This window comes from Onishia taeanensis (genome assembly GCF_900100755.1).
Classification (GTDB): Bacteria; Pseudomonadota; Gammaproteobacteria; order Pseudomonadales; family Halomonadaceae; genus Onishia; species Onishia taeanensis.
In genome coordinates this window covers 410002-424944 of the sequence record NZ_FNCI01000001.1, presented here as the reverse complement: position 1 = coordinate 424944, position 14943 = coordinate 410002, and the positions used below count along the sequence as shown (strand labels likewise).

18 protein-coding genes are annotated in these 14943 nt (G+C 53.5%); 2 read left to right on the top strand and 16 right to left on the bottom strand.

Annotated elements, in window-relative coordinates; translation table 11 throughout:
* Position 1: 1 nt before the first annotated feature.
* The 3 genes from BLR71_RS01995 to BLR71_RS01985 are packed head-to-tail and all read right to left on the bottom strand — an operon-like array spanning position 2 to position 2782.
* On the bottom strand, positions 2-226 hold the full coding sequence (locus BLR71_RS01995) for a hypothetical protein (RefSeq protein ID WP_092522546.1): 225 nt from the start codon (positions 224-226) through the stop codon (positions 2-4).
* The gene (locus tag BLR71_RS01990) at positions 223-2286 is read right to left on the bottom strand and encodes a phage terminase large subunit family protein (RefSeq protein WP_092522544.1); all 2064 of its coding nucleotides are present in this window, start codon (positions 2284-2286) and stop codon (positions 223-225) included. The genes BLR71_RS01995 and BLR71_RS01990 overlap by 4 nt, the downstream gene beginning before the upstream one ends.
* Positions 2270-2782, bottom strand: a complete 513-nt coding sequence (locus BLR71_RS01985) for a DUF1441 family protein (RefSeq protein ID WP_092522542.1) — start codon at positions 2780-2782, stop codon at positions 2270-2272. Before BLR71_RS01985 ends, BLR71_RS01990 begins: the two co-directional genes overlap by 17 nt.
* 591 nt (positions 2783-3373) lie before the next feature.
* Between BLR71_RS01985 and BLR71_RS01980 the strand changes: the two genes are divergently transcribed.
* Positions 3374-3748 carry a hypothetical protein gene (locus BLR71_RS01980; protein WP_092522540.1) on the top strand — a complete coding sequence of 125 codons (375 nt, stop codon included), beginning with the start codon at positions 3374-3376 and terminating at the stop codon, positions 3746-3748.
* 167 nt (positions 3749-3915) lie between these two features.
* On the opposite strand, the gene BLR71_RS01975 is transcribed toward BLR71_RS01980, so the two are convergent.
* The 7 genes from BLR71_RS01975 to BLR71_RS01945 form a co-directional block, all read right to left on the bottom strand.
* Positions 3916-4188: a hypothetical protein gene (locus BLR71_RS01975; RefSeq protein WP_092522538.1), complete on the bottom strand. Its 273-nt coding sequence runs from the start codon at positions 4186-4188 to the stop codon at positions 3916-3918.
* A 133-nt stretch (positions 4189-4321) separates the two neighbouring features.
* Positions 4322-5104, bottom strand: coding sequence for a DNA adenine methylase (locus tag BLR71_RS01970; RefSeq protein ID WP_092522536.1), 783 nt, complete (start codon positions 5102-5104; stop codon positions 4322-4324).
* A 194-nt stretch (positions 5105-5298) separates the two neighbouring features.
* Positions 5299-5697 carry a hypothetical protein gene (locus tag BLR71_RS01965; protein WP_092522534.1) on the bottom strand — a complete coding sequence of 133 codons (399 nt, stop codon included), beginning with the start codon at positions 5695-5697 and terminating at the stop codon, positions 5299-5301.
* The gene (locus BLR71_RS01960; RefSeq protein ID WP_245696311.1) at positions 5697-6209 is read right to left on the bottom strand and encodes a lysozyme; all 513 of its coding nucleotides are present in this window, start codon (positions 6207-6209) and stop codon (positions 5697-5699) included. Before BLR71_RS01960 ends, BLR71_RS01965 begins: the two co-directional genes overlap by 1 nt.
* A 2-nt stretch (positions 6210-6211) precedes the next feature.
* Positions 6212-6478, bottom strand: coding sequence for a hypothetical protein (locus BLR71_RS01955; RefSeq protein ID WP_092522530.1), 267 nt, complete (start codon positions 6476-6478; stop codon positions 6212-6214).
* Between the two features lie 685 nt (positions 6479-7163).
* Positions 7164-8459: a hypothetical protein gene (locus tag BLR71_RS01950; protein WP_217629300.1), complete on the bottom strand. Its 1296-nt coding sequence runs from the start codon at positions 8457-8459 to the stop codon at positions 7164-7166.
* A gap of 89 nt (positions 8460-8548) precedes the next feature.
* Positions 8549-9220 carry a DUF4145 domain-containing protein gene (locus tag BLR71_RS01945; protein WP_092522825.1) on the bottom strand — a complete coding sequence of 224 codons (672 nt, stop codon included), beginning with the start codon at positions 9218-9220 and terminating at the stop codon, positions 8549-8551.
* Between the two features lie 657 nt (positions 9221-9877).
* On the opposite strand from BLR71_RS01945, the gene BLR71_RS01940 reads away from it, so the two are divergent.
* Positions 9878-12160, top strand: coding sequence for an nSTAND3 domain-containing NTPase (locus BLR71_RS01940; protein WP_092522526.1), 2283 nt, complete (start codon positions 9878-9880; stop codon positions 12158-12160).
* A gap of 138 nt (positions 12161-12298) precedes the next feature.
* Here BLR71_RS01940 and BLR71_RS01935 read toward each other — a convergent pair whose 3' ends face one another.
* The 6 genes from BLR71_RS01935 to BLR71_RS01910 are packed head-to-tail and all read right to left on the bottom strand — an operon-like array spanning position 12299 to position 14941.
* Complete coding sequence (locus BLR71_RS01935) at positions 12299-12868, bottom strand: hypothetical protein (RefSeq protein ID WP_139172520.1); 570 nt, start codon at positions 12866-12868, stop codon at positions 12299-12301.
* Between the two features lie 8 nt (positions 12869-12876).
* Positions 12877-13395 (bottom strand): VRR-NUC domain-containing protein, encoded by a 519-nt coding sequence (locus BLR71_RS01930; protein WP_092522522.1) that lies wholly within the window; start codon positions 13393-13395, stop codon positions 12877-12879.
* On the bottom strand, positions 13392-14072 hold the full coding sequence (locus BLR71_RS01925) for a metallophosphoesterase (protein WP_245696310.1): 681 nt from the start codon (positions 14070-14072) through the stop codon (positions 13392-13394). The genes BLR71_RS01930 and BLR71_RS01925 overlap by 4 nt, the downstream gene beginning before the upstream one ends.
* Entirely contained in the window at positions 14069-14335 is a 267-nt protein-coding gene (locus BLR71_RS01920; RefSeq protein WP_092522520.1) for a hypothetical protein, read from the bottom strand. Before BLR71_RS01920 ends, BLR71_RS01925 begins: the two co-directional genes overlap by 4 nt.
* The gene (locus BLR71_RS01915; protein ID WP_092522518.1) at positions 14332-14631 is read right to left on the bottom strand and encodes a hypothetical protein; all 300 of its coding nucleotides are present in this window, start codon (positions 14629-14631) and stop codon (positions 14332-14334) included. The genes BLR71_RS01920 and BLR71_RS01915 overlap by 4 nt, the downstream gene beginning before the upstream one ends.
* Positions 14624-14941 (bottom strand): helix-turn-helix domain-containing protein, encoded by a 318-nt coding sequence (locus BLR71_RS01910; RefSeq protein ID WP_092522516.1) that lies wholly within the window; start codon positions 14939-14941, stop codon positions 14624-14626. The genes BLR71_RS01915 and BLR71_RS01910 overlap by 8 nt, the downstream gene beginning before the upstream one ends.
* Between the last annotated feature and the right edge of the window lie 2 nt (positions 14942-14943).

The following is a 14943-nucleotide window of genomic DNA, read 5'->3' as shown; positions in this document are numbered from 1 at the left end:
ATCAAAACCCGATGTAGCGGACGCGATTACGGCCGTTTTTTCCGGCGGCCGCTTTTTTCTCCCGGCTAGCTAGCCGCTCGTAACGCTGCTCCATTTTGTGGAGTGTGGGCAGGTCGGCACGGGTGTACTGGCGGTTCCCAAACGTCCAAGACTGGGAGCCTTCGAGGATCTTATCGATAGCCTCGCGCACCTTAGCCAGGCGAGCGGTGTAGGTCTCGTCGGTCATACGCTTCGGTTCCTTATCATGTGGCTGCGACGGCGCCGCTTGGTCGCTGGCGGCGACGCCGGGCGCTGCTGATCCGAATGGATGATCAACGGGTTTTTATCCCAATCAGTCGCCCAAGGCGTGGGCGCGTCCCAATTGATTTTTTCGACGCCCAGGATGATGGCCAGCGCCAAGTCATAAGCCAGCAGATCGAACGCCTCGTTGGCCTTTTTACCCGGCTTTTTCCATTTGCCTGTCGCGGGGTCTCGTACCTCATAAGTCAGCTCGTCATACCACCAACGGCCGAGCCAATCCGGCGTGTGCAAATACCAAGCGCCCGGCCGCTCGCGATCCATCATCGCGGCTACGGTATCTTTCAAAATATTGGTGCCGAGGATATAAAGCGGAACGTCGCCCTTGGCGCCGCTGTGACGGTTCTTGCGGCCGGTGTTGTCCGGTTCTGTCCGACGCACTCGGTTCGCGGTGTCAGAACTGCCGCCCTTTAAGAGCGACACGCGGGCCTGCAAGCCATGCTTTCTCAAGCCCCGATACCAGTTGTAAGCCTGGCTCGTGACTGACTCATCGCCGTCGCCCTTCTCGCCGCCGGTATCGACACCGAGCGCCAAGATCGGCATACGCCGGCCGCTGTCGTCCGCTAGCCGATAGGTTCGATGCAACACGTCGCGCGTCAGCAGGTCCCAATCCTCGGGATGCCTGGCCGGATCGATCGCGCGGGGTTCCTGGTCGTTTTTCGGGCCGCGATCTTCGGTGATGTTGAAGCGGTCAACGATCCATTTCTCACGGTTAACGCCGGTGCCCTGCACCTGAACGACAAAGCCGCGCCGCTTCCCGGCCTGAACGTCGACCGTCGCGGTGAGAAATCGCACCCCGCGCGGTACGGTGCGCCGCTCGACCTTCTCGGCGCGTCCCATCAAGCCAATGCTTGACCGGCGCTCGACTTGAACCTTGCTCTTGTAAGGCCGGCCCCAGTCGACGTTCGTGACCGACTGTAAGTCTTTCTCACTGCCGGTGGTGTTGTAGGTTTCCTCAGCAGCGGTCAACTTGGCCACCAGTGACGCCCACGTTTGGTAGGCCGCCGCCGGCCCTTCCATCCAGAACGACGCAATGCGCGTATCTCGGCGCTGACCAAGCAACTCGCCCTCAAGCGTCAGCTCGCAGCCCTCCGGTACCCAACGGCCACCCAGGTTAAGGGCACGCTTGGCCTTTGGGTCGACCTCAGCCGAGCAGTGCGGGCAAAAAACCCGGCCGCTCAGCATGTTGAAATGCTCTTGAATCGGCTGGAACCAGCGCCTGCAACGACGCTCGGGGCACTGCCAATAGAGACGCCGGCGGTCGCCCTGATTGTAAAGATCCAGCCCGCCGGTCGTCGGCGGTGCCCGGTGGGGTTCGTCGGCCGGTGTTTCCCAATCCATATCTATGATCGGGCGACCCGGCGAGGTCTCCACCAACGTCATCCCCGTAGATCCAAACGACTGGGTACGCTTGCTGGCCAGAATCCACCCTGAGCCCTCGCCGCCCACGTCCTGCACCATGCGGTCATAGTCGGTTAGCAGCACAAACTGATAATCCGACGATGCAAAAACGTTCTTGCTGGGGTGCTTAATCGCCAGGTAGTTGCCGGCTCGAAACGTCTTGTCGTGGACGTTGTTATCGTGGCCGCGCGGACTAAGGCGTTTTGCCACCTCCGGTGAGGCATTGAAGCTCCGCTCTAGGCGCTTTTTGCTGTACTCGCGCGCTTTTTCCTCGCTGATTTGCACGATCAGCCCATCGGCTGGGTCGTTGATAATCTTGTAGGTGACGAAGCCATCAATCAGGCCGATCGTTTTTCCCGTCCTGGCGGGGCCAATAAAAATCACCGCGTCATAGAGCCGTGAGCCCATGCAGTCCATGGGCTCGGCCATATAGGGGGCGCTATTGGGGTCCCATAGCGACTTAGTGCCGTTGCCATGCACCACATACATCGACTCGGCTACCGAATCGCTGACCCGCACACGCCGGGGCGGCCTTATCAGGCTGGCAACGTCCCGACGAATAGCGGCAGCGTCAGCGGTATGTGTCATCGACGCCACCCCCACTATCACCGATCGCGGCCTGGTACATCTGTTCACGCAGCCCGTCGATAACCACCTGGGCGCGCTCAATGGCCTCCGGCGACAAACCAGCATCGCGCTCGAGCATATCCGGCAAAGAGTCCAGGCCTGCCGCCATTGTCTTGGCCAAGAAACTGAGTTCGCGGGCAAACTCATCTTCAGGTATCAGTTGGCGTGTACGCTCCTCAAACTTGAGCCGCTCGTTTTCAGACTGATACCAGGCTTTGCGAGCATCGGGGAAATCATCGAAGTTGATACCCTCGCCTGTGCCGCGCCGTGCCTCGTTGAAAAGTGCAGGGCCAACATCAGACAGGGCATAAACGGGGCTACCGCGCCGCTTACCCGCCGGCTTAACCCCGACCTCTTGGAGACGCTTACCAACGGTTCGACGATCCTTGCCGAATGCGTCCGCTATCCGGCTAATAGACCAGTTGTAGGCATCCTGGCTGTTGATCACCTCCCCCATGAATGGCCTACCTCACACGTCTAAACTGCTCCCTCCCGACCCGTACATAGACGGTCGAAAATTCATATTGCGAATGCTCAGGTCGCACAGCTCACGAGCCGCTCAACCGCGGTAGATCTTTGCCACCTGCGGCGGAGCACCCTGGAACCCCGAAAATTTCCCGAACACCGCGCCTGCGCGTCCCCGTGGCCGGCCTTACCCTGCCGGGAAGGACCCGCGATTTTCAGCAATTCGATTGTGGGCAGGAGGCCCCAACGCCTTCAGACTCAATCAGCAAAGTTACGAACAACGCTAGGTTCAGGCGCATCATCCACTAGGTGATGAGCACCGATGCCGATGTAGTTGCTCTTAAGTGCTCACTTATGGGCAGCAGCAACTTATTGATATGCGCCTAGTTCTCGCACCCTAAGGCTTCAGCACCTTGCGATTTAGATTAGACTTATGAATAGTGGGTTCTGCCACCATCTCACAGACTACATAGCCCTGTAGCTGGAGCACCGAGTAACCGAGGCCTTCGGGACTATTCGTTGTTTTGCTCAGCCTGCGTCGGTGAGAATCATGTTGCAAAAAACCTTTAAATCGGAGCTGTCAATGAAGAAGATCGCACTTATTGCAACGATGTTTGGAACGATCGTAGCAACGAATGTGAATGCAGATTATCTAGATAATGTTGCTCAGGCTGGCGATGAGTGCCTGACACTAACTCTCGAAAAGACAGAGCCTTACCTAGACCCGCAAGACGAGTCATATCAGCAAGACGGAAAGGTGGTAACAACATCGATTCCCTTAAGTGTAACGAGGAGCGTAGTCGCTGGAGATAGCAAGACCTCTCATTCTCGGGTTAAGAATATCCCATACATCACGTCTACCTACCTGGACGAAGGTAACCCTGGCTCATTCTGGTTTGACTGTATGGAAGCAAAGGGTGCCACTGGACCTGAGGCGACCATAAACTTTGGGACCTGACTGAACGACAAGATCACTATTCTGTGCTTGCCAGCTGATACCGGTTAGCCCTAGCCACATATCATGCGGTATAAAAATGTGGAAGAGCTCACTCTCAGCAGTTGCGAGATTCTCGCCAAACAGAGGCCCAGGATTTTTAGATCCTCTGGATCAATGGGTGGCGAGTCTCATAGCTCGCTTCCTTCATTGGTGTCGATAATCTCCACAACCGCGGAGCGATCTGCATTGGCCCTCCGCCGCAACTCTTCATAGTCAGCGAGCAGCTGAAGCAGGTCGCGATTCTGAGCCACAGGGCGCTCGGGGCGCCCGAGGGGATCAGTTAGGTGTGCCGGCAGCTCCGGCTTCATGATCACCGGCACCATCATAGGTTCAGGTGCCGCGCAGCCCCCAAGCCACAGCATCAGGCACAGCAGTGCAGGAGCAATCAGCGGTATTGGCATCGTCACGCTCCTGCATGGTTAACCAGAAAACAGGTTGATGAAGATCCAGGCACCCCCAGCCCGGGGGTGCCATTCAATCCTCGCCATCTCAAGAGACGATCTCAATTTCTGCCCGATAAGCAGCCCAGCGGCCCTACGCCGCGCATTCAAGCTCGAAGTTCGCAATCAGCAGCTCGCCGGCTGGCTTGGCCTTTTTGCCTCCCCCGGCGGTATAAGTGATGCGTAGCGGCTTCTTATCGAAGCCTGCGAATACTCGGCGAATATCTGGATGGTCATTGATACTGACCAGGATCTTGCCTTTCACCGTGGCCATCAGCTCCGCAAGGCGCTCGTAGTGCTCGAAACCAAACTCAACACCGTAGCCTTCGGTCTTCCAGTAAGGTGGATCGCAATAGAACAGCGTGTGCGGTCGGGCATACTTAGCTATCGCTCGCTCCCAGGACAGGTGCTCAAGCGTGGCCTCAGCTAGCCGCATGTGTGCTTCAGACAGGTCATGCTCAAGCGAAAACAGGTTGAAGCGAGGGCGCGACGTGGTATCAGAGCCAAAGCTCTGACCATTGACCTTGCCCCCGAAGGCCAGTTTCTGCAGATACAGGAAGCGAGCGGCACGCTGAACATCAGTCAGCGTTTCAGGTGGCGTTACTTGTAACCAGTCCCATTGCTGTCGACTGCTCATCGCCCACTTGAACTCTTTGTACAGTTCCTCGAGGTGGTATTTGGCGATGCGGTACAGATTGATCAGCTCGCCGTTGATGTCGTTGAGTACCTCCGATTTCGACGGTTCCTTCATGAAGAACAGCGCCCCTGCCCCCACAAAGGGTTCGACGTAGCAGACGTGTTCCGGGAACAGCGGCAAGATGTGCTTGGCAAGGCGTCGCTTGCCGCCGATCCAGGGGATAATGGGTTTCGCGGTCATGAGCATCCTTAACGGAATCAACGTGATAACATGCCCGCTCCCGTGCACGGGGGGCGGGCCGCGCTCGGCTCACGATCCTAGACATCGTTGGCCGGGGAGCCTTTGGTGCTCCAACACCAATGGCTCGCCCGCCTTTATGCTTTTCTCTCTCTGTTCGGTTCACTGCCCGCATTCAGGCAGGCATTTCTCATATTTCACTGGGAAGCGCTGCTAGCAGCCGTACTTCCGATATTCTTTTTTACCCAAGCGATCACTGCCTCTGGCACAGCAGTGCTCGACCAGTCAGCGGTCTCGGCATCATCTCGCTCGAGTCGGGTCAGCGCAGCGCGAGCGGTGGCGGTTTCGTCATTAGCTGCCTCCAAGGCGCGTGTTCGTTCCGCTAGCGCCGCGTCCTTCCGCTCAGCTTGCTGCCGACGCCATTCAAGAGTCGCCACCAGTGCAGTGTTCTCAATCCGCGCCGCTCGTAGATCAGCTAGCGCCGCCTCCCGCTCGGCGGTCACCGTCTCCAAATGCAGCCAACCAGTCACCGCAGCGGCAAGGCCAGCCAGTAGCAGCCACACCCAGCCCGGCACCCAGCGAATGGTCGAAACCATCAGCCCTCACCCTTATCGGCATCGCCGGCCAGCATGGCTTCGTCAGGCGGCTGATAGAGGCAGAGCTCACGCTCGACTGCTCGGCGCCGCACCAGCCCGGCCAGATGCTTGCCGCCGGCATATACCCAGCGGCTCAGTTCGTTGCATGCCTCGACCACCTGCCCCGCATTGAGCTTACGCAGCAGGGTCGAGCGCTGGAAGGCACCGACGCCGACGTTGTAGACGAACGACGCCAGCGCCGCCTCGCGCGCAGGCGGCAGATCGACATCGACATAGCGGTCGAGAGCGTCGAATGCATCGCCCAGGTCGTTGGCCAGCAGCTCCTGGCATTGCATATCACTGTGTGTCTGGCCTATTCGGGCGGTAGCGGTGTGGCCATAGCAGATGGTCACTACGCCTACTGGGTCGACGTAGGCCGCGTTCTCCTTGCCTTCGAAGTGGCTCACCGTACTCAGTGCCAGCCCCATGGCCGTCGAACTACCCAGGGCTGCAATGCCGATGCGCTTGAGCATTCTCATGACTCACCCACTGACTGAGATGATCCTGTGTCGCGCTTGGCGGCAAGCTCGGCCAGATGCTCGCGCTTAAGCATCTTTAGCTTCTCGTCTTCGATACGCGCACGGCGCCATATCCACCACAGCTGCCCCAGCATGTAGAGGCAGGTCAGAATGCCGGCGCCCAGACCCACCTGAGTAGCAGGATCGGCATTCATGATCGTCGCCCAGCCGAAGCCGACCGGGGCGATGCGGGCGCCCTCTTCGATGGCGACTCGTGAAGACATGGCGGACTCGGCTCGTCATTGCGTTGGCTAAAGAAAAGCCCGGTACGGCGGGCAATGCGCCTGGCGGCGCATGATCAACAGACGTCGCCACCCCACCAGCTGGAGAACTGGATTCGGGGGGGACGAGTGAGGCAGCATAAACACAAACGCCCCGGCACATGGCCAGGGCGTTAAAGTGGTAATAGGCCTGGGAGTTGGGCCCGGTATCCCTGGGGTTATGAGCCCAGCGACTTGCCGTCTGTCCCGCCTGCGTCAAAGCAAAACGCCTCACCGGGAAATCGGCGAGGCGTGATGTTGTATGTCGCCCGGCGTAACTATCGCCAAGCTACATATAAGTTACTTCAAAAGTGGATATTTGTCCAGCATTAAGGCAGTTCATGCCCACTAGCCGGGGGCTAGGATGAAAGTGGGTCGATACGGCAAAAGCGTAAGCGTTCCAGCACAAGACCAGGGCGCGTTAGCGGTAGCAGGTACGGGAGTCAAGCCCAGTATATCTGGATTATGAGCCCAGCGACTTGCCGTCTTTCCCGCCTGCGTCAAAGCAAAACGCCCCGCCTAGTGGCCAGCGAGGCTTATGGTGTATGGCGCTCGGCGTAAGTTCCGCCAACCCACCTCAATAGTGGATATTTGCCCAACTTAAGTAGTAGTGCCCACTCGGCAAAGCCAGGTTCACCACATTAGACGTTTAATCCCCACTACTGGAATAGCGACGGTCATAAACCAAATACTTATAGTACAAGATACTCTTCATAACATGATTAAGATTATGCATCTCTCGAAAAGAATCGAGCAACAACTGCATAAAGTCTAGAAAAACCATTTTACGAGCTATCGGCTCCTCCAGCCTGCCGCCCTCAGGGTAGTAGGTGATAACTTGCGAAGAGACATCGTAATCAATGTTATTATGTGCTATTGCATTTCGAAGACCGAGATTAAAAACCTCGCCGGACAGATTAAACCAACAATCATCCAAATATTTAAACTTGTTCGAAAGTGTCTTTTCAGAGAATTTTCTAAGGCTACTAAGAGAGCCGCCGTCTATGGCCTTGAAGGAATCAGCACCACCTCGGTGCTGAAGATTATTCAGCCCCGCAACTAGAACAAGCTGACGATTAACAACCTCGATAATATCTTTGTACAGATCTTTTAAAGTCAAAAAATCTTGTGATGATATTTTAGTGGCGACTTTCTCAGTGCCAGCATGCCTAGTCATATCCAAAAACAAAGCCGGACGGAGAGGAAGCTCCGCGTAAAATATCCTTGGATATAATTTAATACAATCCCGATGAAGAGTCGGCAAAAAAGAAGACTGCTCCAAGCTTAGAACGAACTCATCCAGCTTATCTTGATCAAGACCATTCATTAAGCGCGGCATAGCCGATGATATTTCTTTCCCCTGACCAAAAACAGTAAAAGGGAAAAATGCCTTTGCTATAACCAAATAAAGCGTAGCATTAACATCCTGAGGAAGCAGCGACTTGTTTTCCGGCTTCTCCAGAAACTGAGATGCGCGCAATTGAAAAAGCTGCTTATTTTTCCCGCTATATAAGTTTATAAGTCGCCTGACTTCATCGGCTTTCTCGTGCATTTCATTTAAAATGTCCAGCTTCATCGTAAAATCATGCATTTTCCTCTGAGCAACCACATGGTCTTCTGAGTTCTTCTCAACCTCTTCGAAAGCCATTAAATATGGAGTTTCACCCATTCTATAACCCCCTTCTCTAACTGGGAAATCAAGATGGAGATTAACAAAGGGGTTGCCGCTGCCGAATGAACCTTGAGCTCTATCTTCACAAGGTTGACAACCTTTAAATGAAAAACCTGATTGCGGCGCACAAGATATATCCAAAGTTATTTCGAGAAGCGAACCACAAACCGGACACCCAAAGCTTAATGGCTGGACAGTACGATTCGAGTACCCAATGCGACAATCAATATCTTGCTCACAAGTGGAACAAGTAACCACCATATTTGTATTCACAGACAAACTCTTTCATATTTAGATTAACTCCATCGCAATTTGCAGAGAAAACCTTCCGCCAACTGATGCGATGTACGTGGTATTTCTTATCACTCCCCTCTACGCTTTGCATCTTCCTTTTCTGCTGCAGCCCTGGGGTTTTCTGGAATTCTCTGATATATAGATTCCAGCTCTCTGGGTTCAGTAATAGCCTTCCTTACTATAAAGTTAAGCAAATCAAAAAGACTTAAAGAAACATGATCAAAGTCTTCTTCTGACATCTCACCTGGGTGCACCGCATTATTTCCAGTAATCCTCACCGTGTCAGCAACTTTAATAACCATCGGAGGAAGAATATTATCTTCAGAAAGAGATCGAATGTCAGAATTTATGTTCTTCCCATCTTTTCCAAGGTGCCTACATAATTTCTGTAACCCCAGCCGCAGTAAAGCTGCAGCTCCTCGAGGTGATTTCCCTGAAATCCTTGCTGCCTCTTGATACTCTGATTTCACATCGTCTGGCATATCTTTATCAGGAAGCGGGGCAACGCCAGTATCAGGAAACAACATAGTTCCACGCAACGGAATAATCTCACCATACACGGTCTCCTGCGTTTCATCTATTCGCCATAATGAAGATTCATCACAGTGAGAACACTTAGCTTCAGTATAAGGCCTTGCGCTTTGCTGCCTTGAAAATTGATACCACAACATATGCGCATGTACGCCACACAGTGGGCAATTAAAAGATTTTTTACTTATCTCTGGGGTCACGTAACTCATCATATAAACTCAATATATTGCGCGAAATTATTAAAATATGGCGATTTACCTGTCGAAAAATTTCCACAGAAATGTAAGAAAACGCTATCAGCCACAATAAAATTGTTCACTTTGGCAGCATCCTTGCTCCACCGGGACTCAGTCCAGCCTATAGGCCTCTTTCCAGGCTGTCACCCCCGACTGACGCAAGAACTCTTGAGCTTTTGGTAGTAGATTCGGGATGGGAGGAATTATAGCTTTGCCAGTAGAACCGGCGAGGCCCGAGCTGCTTTTGCCGCGTCCTTGATCGCCTGCCACTTTCGCCACAGCCCTGATGCCATCCCCGGCGGCCCCCCAACTGCTGTGCATAGGGAACAGTATTGGCGGCAATCTGGTCGTAGCTTCTACCCCGTTCCCCTTTTACACGCCGGCCTAGCTCTCGGGCCTGGATGAGCAGCACCAGCAGCCGCCTGAATGAGGGGCCGGGCTCCCTCATGGCTGTGATACATCTCTGATGTCCAGCTCTCCTTACGAAGCCATCAGAAAATCTGTATAGCGCGAAATGTTAAGACATAAGTTGTAGGCAGAAAGCTCAGCGTTTTCCTACATCCCAACAGGCTGATGGATCTGTTAAGATGAAAAAATAAACTACACTTAAAAACCCGCATAGGCTTAGAGATGCCTCACTACGACTTCAAACAGCTTTCTCCAAATGACTTCGAAAACTTGTCTAGAGACTTAATCCAAGAGCGTGACAACATAGAACTTGAGTCTTTTAAGACCGGTCGTGACCAAGGGATAGACTTTCGGCATTCTCATGCAGATGGTGACATTATAGTTCAGTGCAAGCATTATGCTGGAACTGGATTTTCCGGCTTAATAAGCAGCCTTATAAAAGAAGCAGAAAAAATAGAACAGACAAGAATAAACATCAATCGCTACATATTAACGACTTCCGTAGGTCTAACTCCAGCCAATAAATCAAAAATACAGGATATTTTTGGCTCAAAAATAAAAAGTGGTGACATAATTGGAGCTGATGACTTAAACAATTTACTCGGGAAATACCCATCAATAGAAAGAAAGTATTACAAACTCTGGCTCGCAAGCAGAGCAGTACTTGATCGAGTAATTCACAACAACTCTATTACACAAAGTGAATTTGAAATTTACCGAATTCATCGAGACATCCAGCGATATGTGATGAGCAATGCCTACCCTAAAGCTCTTCATATGCTCGACTCTGAAAGAGTTGTAATAATTTCCGGAGTTCCCGGAGTTGGGAAAACATCTCTCGCTAAAATGCTGCTGTATGCACACCTTGAGCGTGGCTACGAAATCATTTCGATAATGAATGACTTCCAAACTGGCCGAGAACGCTATCAAAGAGATAAAAAACAAATATTTTATTTTGATGACTTCATGGGTGCAACATTCCTTGGCGAGCGCGCCACAGAATTTACTAGAAATGAAGATCGTGCAATTCTAGATTTTATTGATATGGTTCAATCCTCACCCAGTGCGCGATTAGTCATGACTACACGCGAACACATACTCCGCCAGGCTATTGCCACCTCTGAAAAACTAAAACATTCAAATATTATTGATAGTCGATTCGTGTTGGAAATTGGCGCTTACAGCCTGAAGCAGCGGGCAGAAATACTCTACAACCACATATACTTCAGTCAACTTCCTAAAGGATACCGCTCAGCACTACTAGCTAATAAATTTTATAAGGAAATTGTAACACACAACAAATTCAACCCAAGACTTATTGAATGGCTGTCAACATTTCAACGCATAAAGTCAATAGACCCTCAGAACTATCAAGATTTCGTCCGCAACTTGCTTGCAGACCCTGCAGAGATATGGAGGCATGCCTACGAGCAACAAATTAGCGATGCAGGGCGGAGTGTTTTGCTTTCACTATATACCTATAGTGGAACCTGCGATCCGACTAACTTAGAGCAAGCATTCAACAAGCTTCACTACCTTCGTGCTCAACGCTATGGGTTTTCTACTGAACCCTCAAATTGGCGACGAGCCCTCCACGAACTCAATGGATCGTTTATACACCCTGGAGAAAAAATCAAAGTTATCGATCCGTCTGTTCTTGACATGCTAAACTCAGTCATCCGTCAAGACACACTAAATGCAGTCGATATGATCGAGGGAGCCATTGATTTTAAACAAGCAAACAAAATTATAAAATTTTCACTTAACCCAGAAAACGAAAATATACTGAGACAACTATCAACCAACGAATCAAAAGTTGCAAATTCTCTTGAAAGACTTTTTAATGACAGAAAAAAACCCTCGCCTAATTACGGCGGCTTAATATTCTACAGCAACATAGAAAGAATAATTACCACCATCATCGAAACCGCAGAACGACTTCAATCCGGTGTGATCTGTGAATTAGCAAGATCAAAAATCGATGCTACTATCGATGAGTTGACATCTAACTCTTTCGATGTTGATGGCGGCATCGTATTACTTAATACAGTTTCAAACAGCACACTAACATTCGCCAATAAAAAAGAAGAGCTTCAATCAAAAATTTCTAAAGCCATAATAGAAGAAGCCATGAAAGTCTGCTCATCTAATGAGATTGAGAATCTACTTGAAACAACTCCCTTTGAGAAAGAAAGCAACGAACTCCATGATGAAATTGAAAACCTAATAGACACATACCGCGACGAATTCTTTTACGATGAACTTAAAGACTGCAACTCAACGTCTGACTACGAAACTCTAAAGGCATCGCTATCCACAATAGCCGACAAATCAGGATTCGACTTTTCCCCTGAATTCCAGAGCATTACTGAGAAAATATCCGAGATAGAAGAACATGAAATGGCATACGAGGACCACATGTATGAAGCTTGGAAAGAAACCAGGCATGATAGAAAAAATAAAGACCAAGGCCTTGACGACCTTTTTGACTCACTACTGGACTAAAGCACCACACAACCATAACATGTCCAAAAAATTACAACGCCGCCAAAGCTGGCGGCTTTGCAAATCTGCCAAAAAATTGCAAGGAAGATATTTAGAGTCGCACACTTTAAACACAATGGGCCAATCAAGAGAGCCCGATTACCAATGCCTGGACTGAAAGATCAACGCAGCCCGAGCTGCTTTCGCCGCGTCCTTGATTGCCTGCCCCTTTCGGTACAGCCCTGATGCCATCCCTGGCGGCCACCCGAGTTGCTGTGCATAGGGGCCAGTATTAGCGGCAATCTGATCGTAGCTCTTACCCCACTGCCCTTTTACACGCCGATCTAACTTACGGGCCTGGATGAGCAACGCCAGCAGTTGTCTATCGGGCAGGCATGCCGCCTGGATGAAGCGCTTGGCTTCCTCATGGCTGCGATGCGTCTTGATACCGCGGTCATACATTGCCGCCAATGGCTCACGGGCCTTGCCGCTACCTCCAGGCAGCTCACCCAGCAGCGCCGTAGGGCTAACGTTGCCATAGCCCTGCAGGCGATCATCATGCTGTGTGCGCCGCTCCACCTCCATGTCGACGATCCGCTCGACAAACACCCGCGCCGCCTCGTCAGTGTGTTCTGGATGCTCCTGACGTGCGATCTTGCGCAGATCTCCAATGCTGAGACGCTGATAGTCCACGTTGCCCCCTCGTGCGATCAGTTCCAGTGCTGCCATTCCCATGCTCAACGTCTCCAATCGCTGCCGTGTGTGATTTCTTCCCGGTCCCCCATCACCTGGGTGGCCGGCATGCTCATGTATTCCCGAATTGCCGCCTTGGCCTGATCCAGCCCCAGCGCCAGCACTGCGCAATAACCGGCCTCTTCCATCCGCGCCAGCCACTCCCGTTGCGACTCAGCCAGGCCCGCATCGCGCGGGGGTGTCGCCTTGAGCTCCAGGTAGAGCCCGTGATGCCCGCCTCTCGGTACCGCAATCACCAGGTCACTGACACCTGAACGCACGCCCTGCGCCTTGAGTTTTGCAGCCTCCTTGCCGTGGCGGCTGCCGCCATTGGGTACCGCATAGGTATGCTCATGTGCCGGTGCAACGGCCGTCTGCCGGTGCAACTCACCCTGCAGCCACAGCATCAGCGCGGCCTGCTCCTGGCCTTCCCAATCGACAGGCTTCTTGCGCGGTGAACCGCTTTTATTGACTCGAGGCTTTCGGGCCGGCACGGCCCGGCGTGTTGGTTGGCGCCAGCTCATCCCAACACCTCGCGCGCATCGATCAATGTCAGGTTGCCGGTCACGAAAGCCCCCGTGTCGATGTAGTGGACATTGCCCAGAGTGGTCGTGGCGCCAACGATGGTGTGCCCCACTACCACGGCATCGATGCTCGCGACTGGTGTTGCGTCTCCCTCCTTGATCCGAGACCGCCCCCACACCAGGCGCTCACGCCCGGCCGGGTGGTCCTCTAGCTCGAGCAGCTGCCAGTCACCGGGCGGCTCGGCGTGCACGATGCCGATACGCTTGCCGGCCACGCGCAGTTCCCGGGCATAAGGTAGGTAGCGCAGCGCCTCCCCCAAGATCACCTTCACTTCCTTGAGGTTCTCGCTCAGTGCCCAGATGCCGCCGTTGTTCATCCATAGCTCATGCTTGAGCCAATCGTCCCCCGGGGCGCCATCTCCGATCAGCGCATCATGCGCCAGCATCTCGTGGTTGCCGCGGACTCCGAAGAACCAGGGCTCGAACGGGAGGGACAGGCAGTCGAAGGACTGCGCGCCTCGATCGATCAGATCGCCCACGCTGAATAGCCGATCCCGAGTCTTGTCGAACTCCACGCGGGCCATGGCTGCCATGAGCAGGTCGTACTGGCCATGGATGTCGCCGACCAGGAAGTCACGCCCGCCGGTGTTGGCGTCATGCTTCTCGATCATCGTCATAGCTCAAGCTCCATCTGATCCGCCCAGAGCCGGTACCGGCGCACGATGTCACGAAACTCGCGCCAGCCTGTTGCGCTGGTCGAAAGATCCGCGAGCGACTCGACGCCACACTCCTGGCATAACCATCGTGTTGCGGTAGTCGCGTTATGCGGCCACCCGCCGGCCACCTGGTTGGGTGCGACAAGATCCAACCACTCGCAGAATCCGCCATCCTCAGTAAGCGCCAGCTCCTCCGTCTCGGCGGGGTGCTTGTTCTCGCTCATGCGCTCCTCCACTGCAATTGCTGGCGCTCCCAGCGCTGATAGTCAGCGGCGATTCGATCAAGCATCGCCCGGGCGCGGTCGTTATGATCGATCTCGGCTCGGCTAGATACTCCACATGCCTTCCTGATAGCGTCCGCCGCGTCGGTCTCGGTATGCGTGCCGTCGGGTAGCTCGTCATAAGTCAGGTCATACGCGGCCCTGCGCTTGGCATCCAGATACAGGCAGAACCTCTCGTTCTGGCACAGCATCGCCGCACGACGAGCTTGTAGCCCTCCAGGGAGCCGGGTATCAGACATGAGCACCTCCTTTGTGGATCTCGGTTAGTTCCGCCCTACCCGCCCTTGCGCCCAGCACCTGCCGAGCCGGCTTGCCCACTGTGCCGACCACCTCCAGTTCCCCAGCATCGAGCAGCTCTTTGCAGCGGCCACAGATGGTCGAGACCGGCAGATCCACACGCTCAGCGATCGCGTGCCGGGTCGATGGCCCATGGGTGGCCACGTCATTGAGTACGGCCTCCTGCTGACGGCTGGCGCGGCCTGAGCGGCTCACGTCGTCATAGCCCTCGCAGGACACTTCGCGGCCTGTCGGTTGCATCACTGCAGTCATGA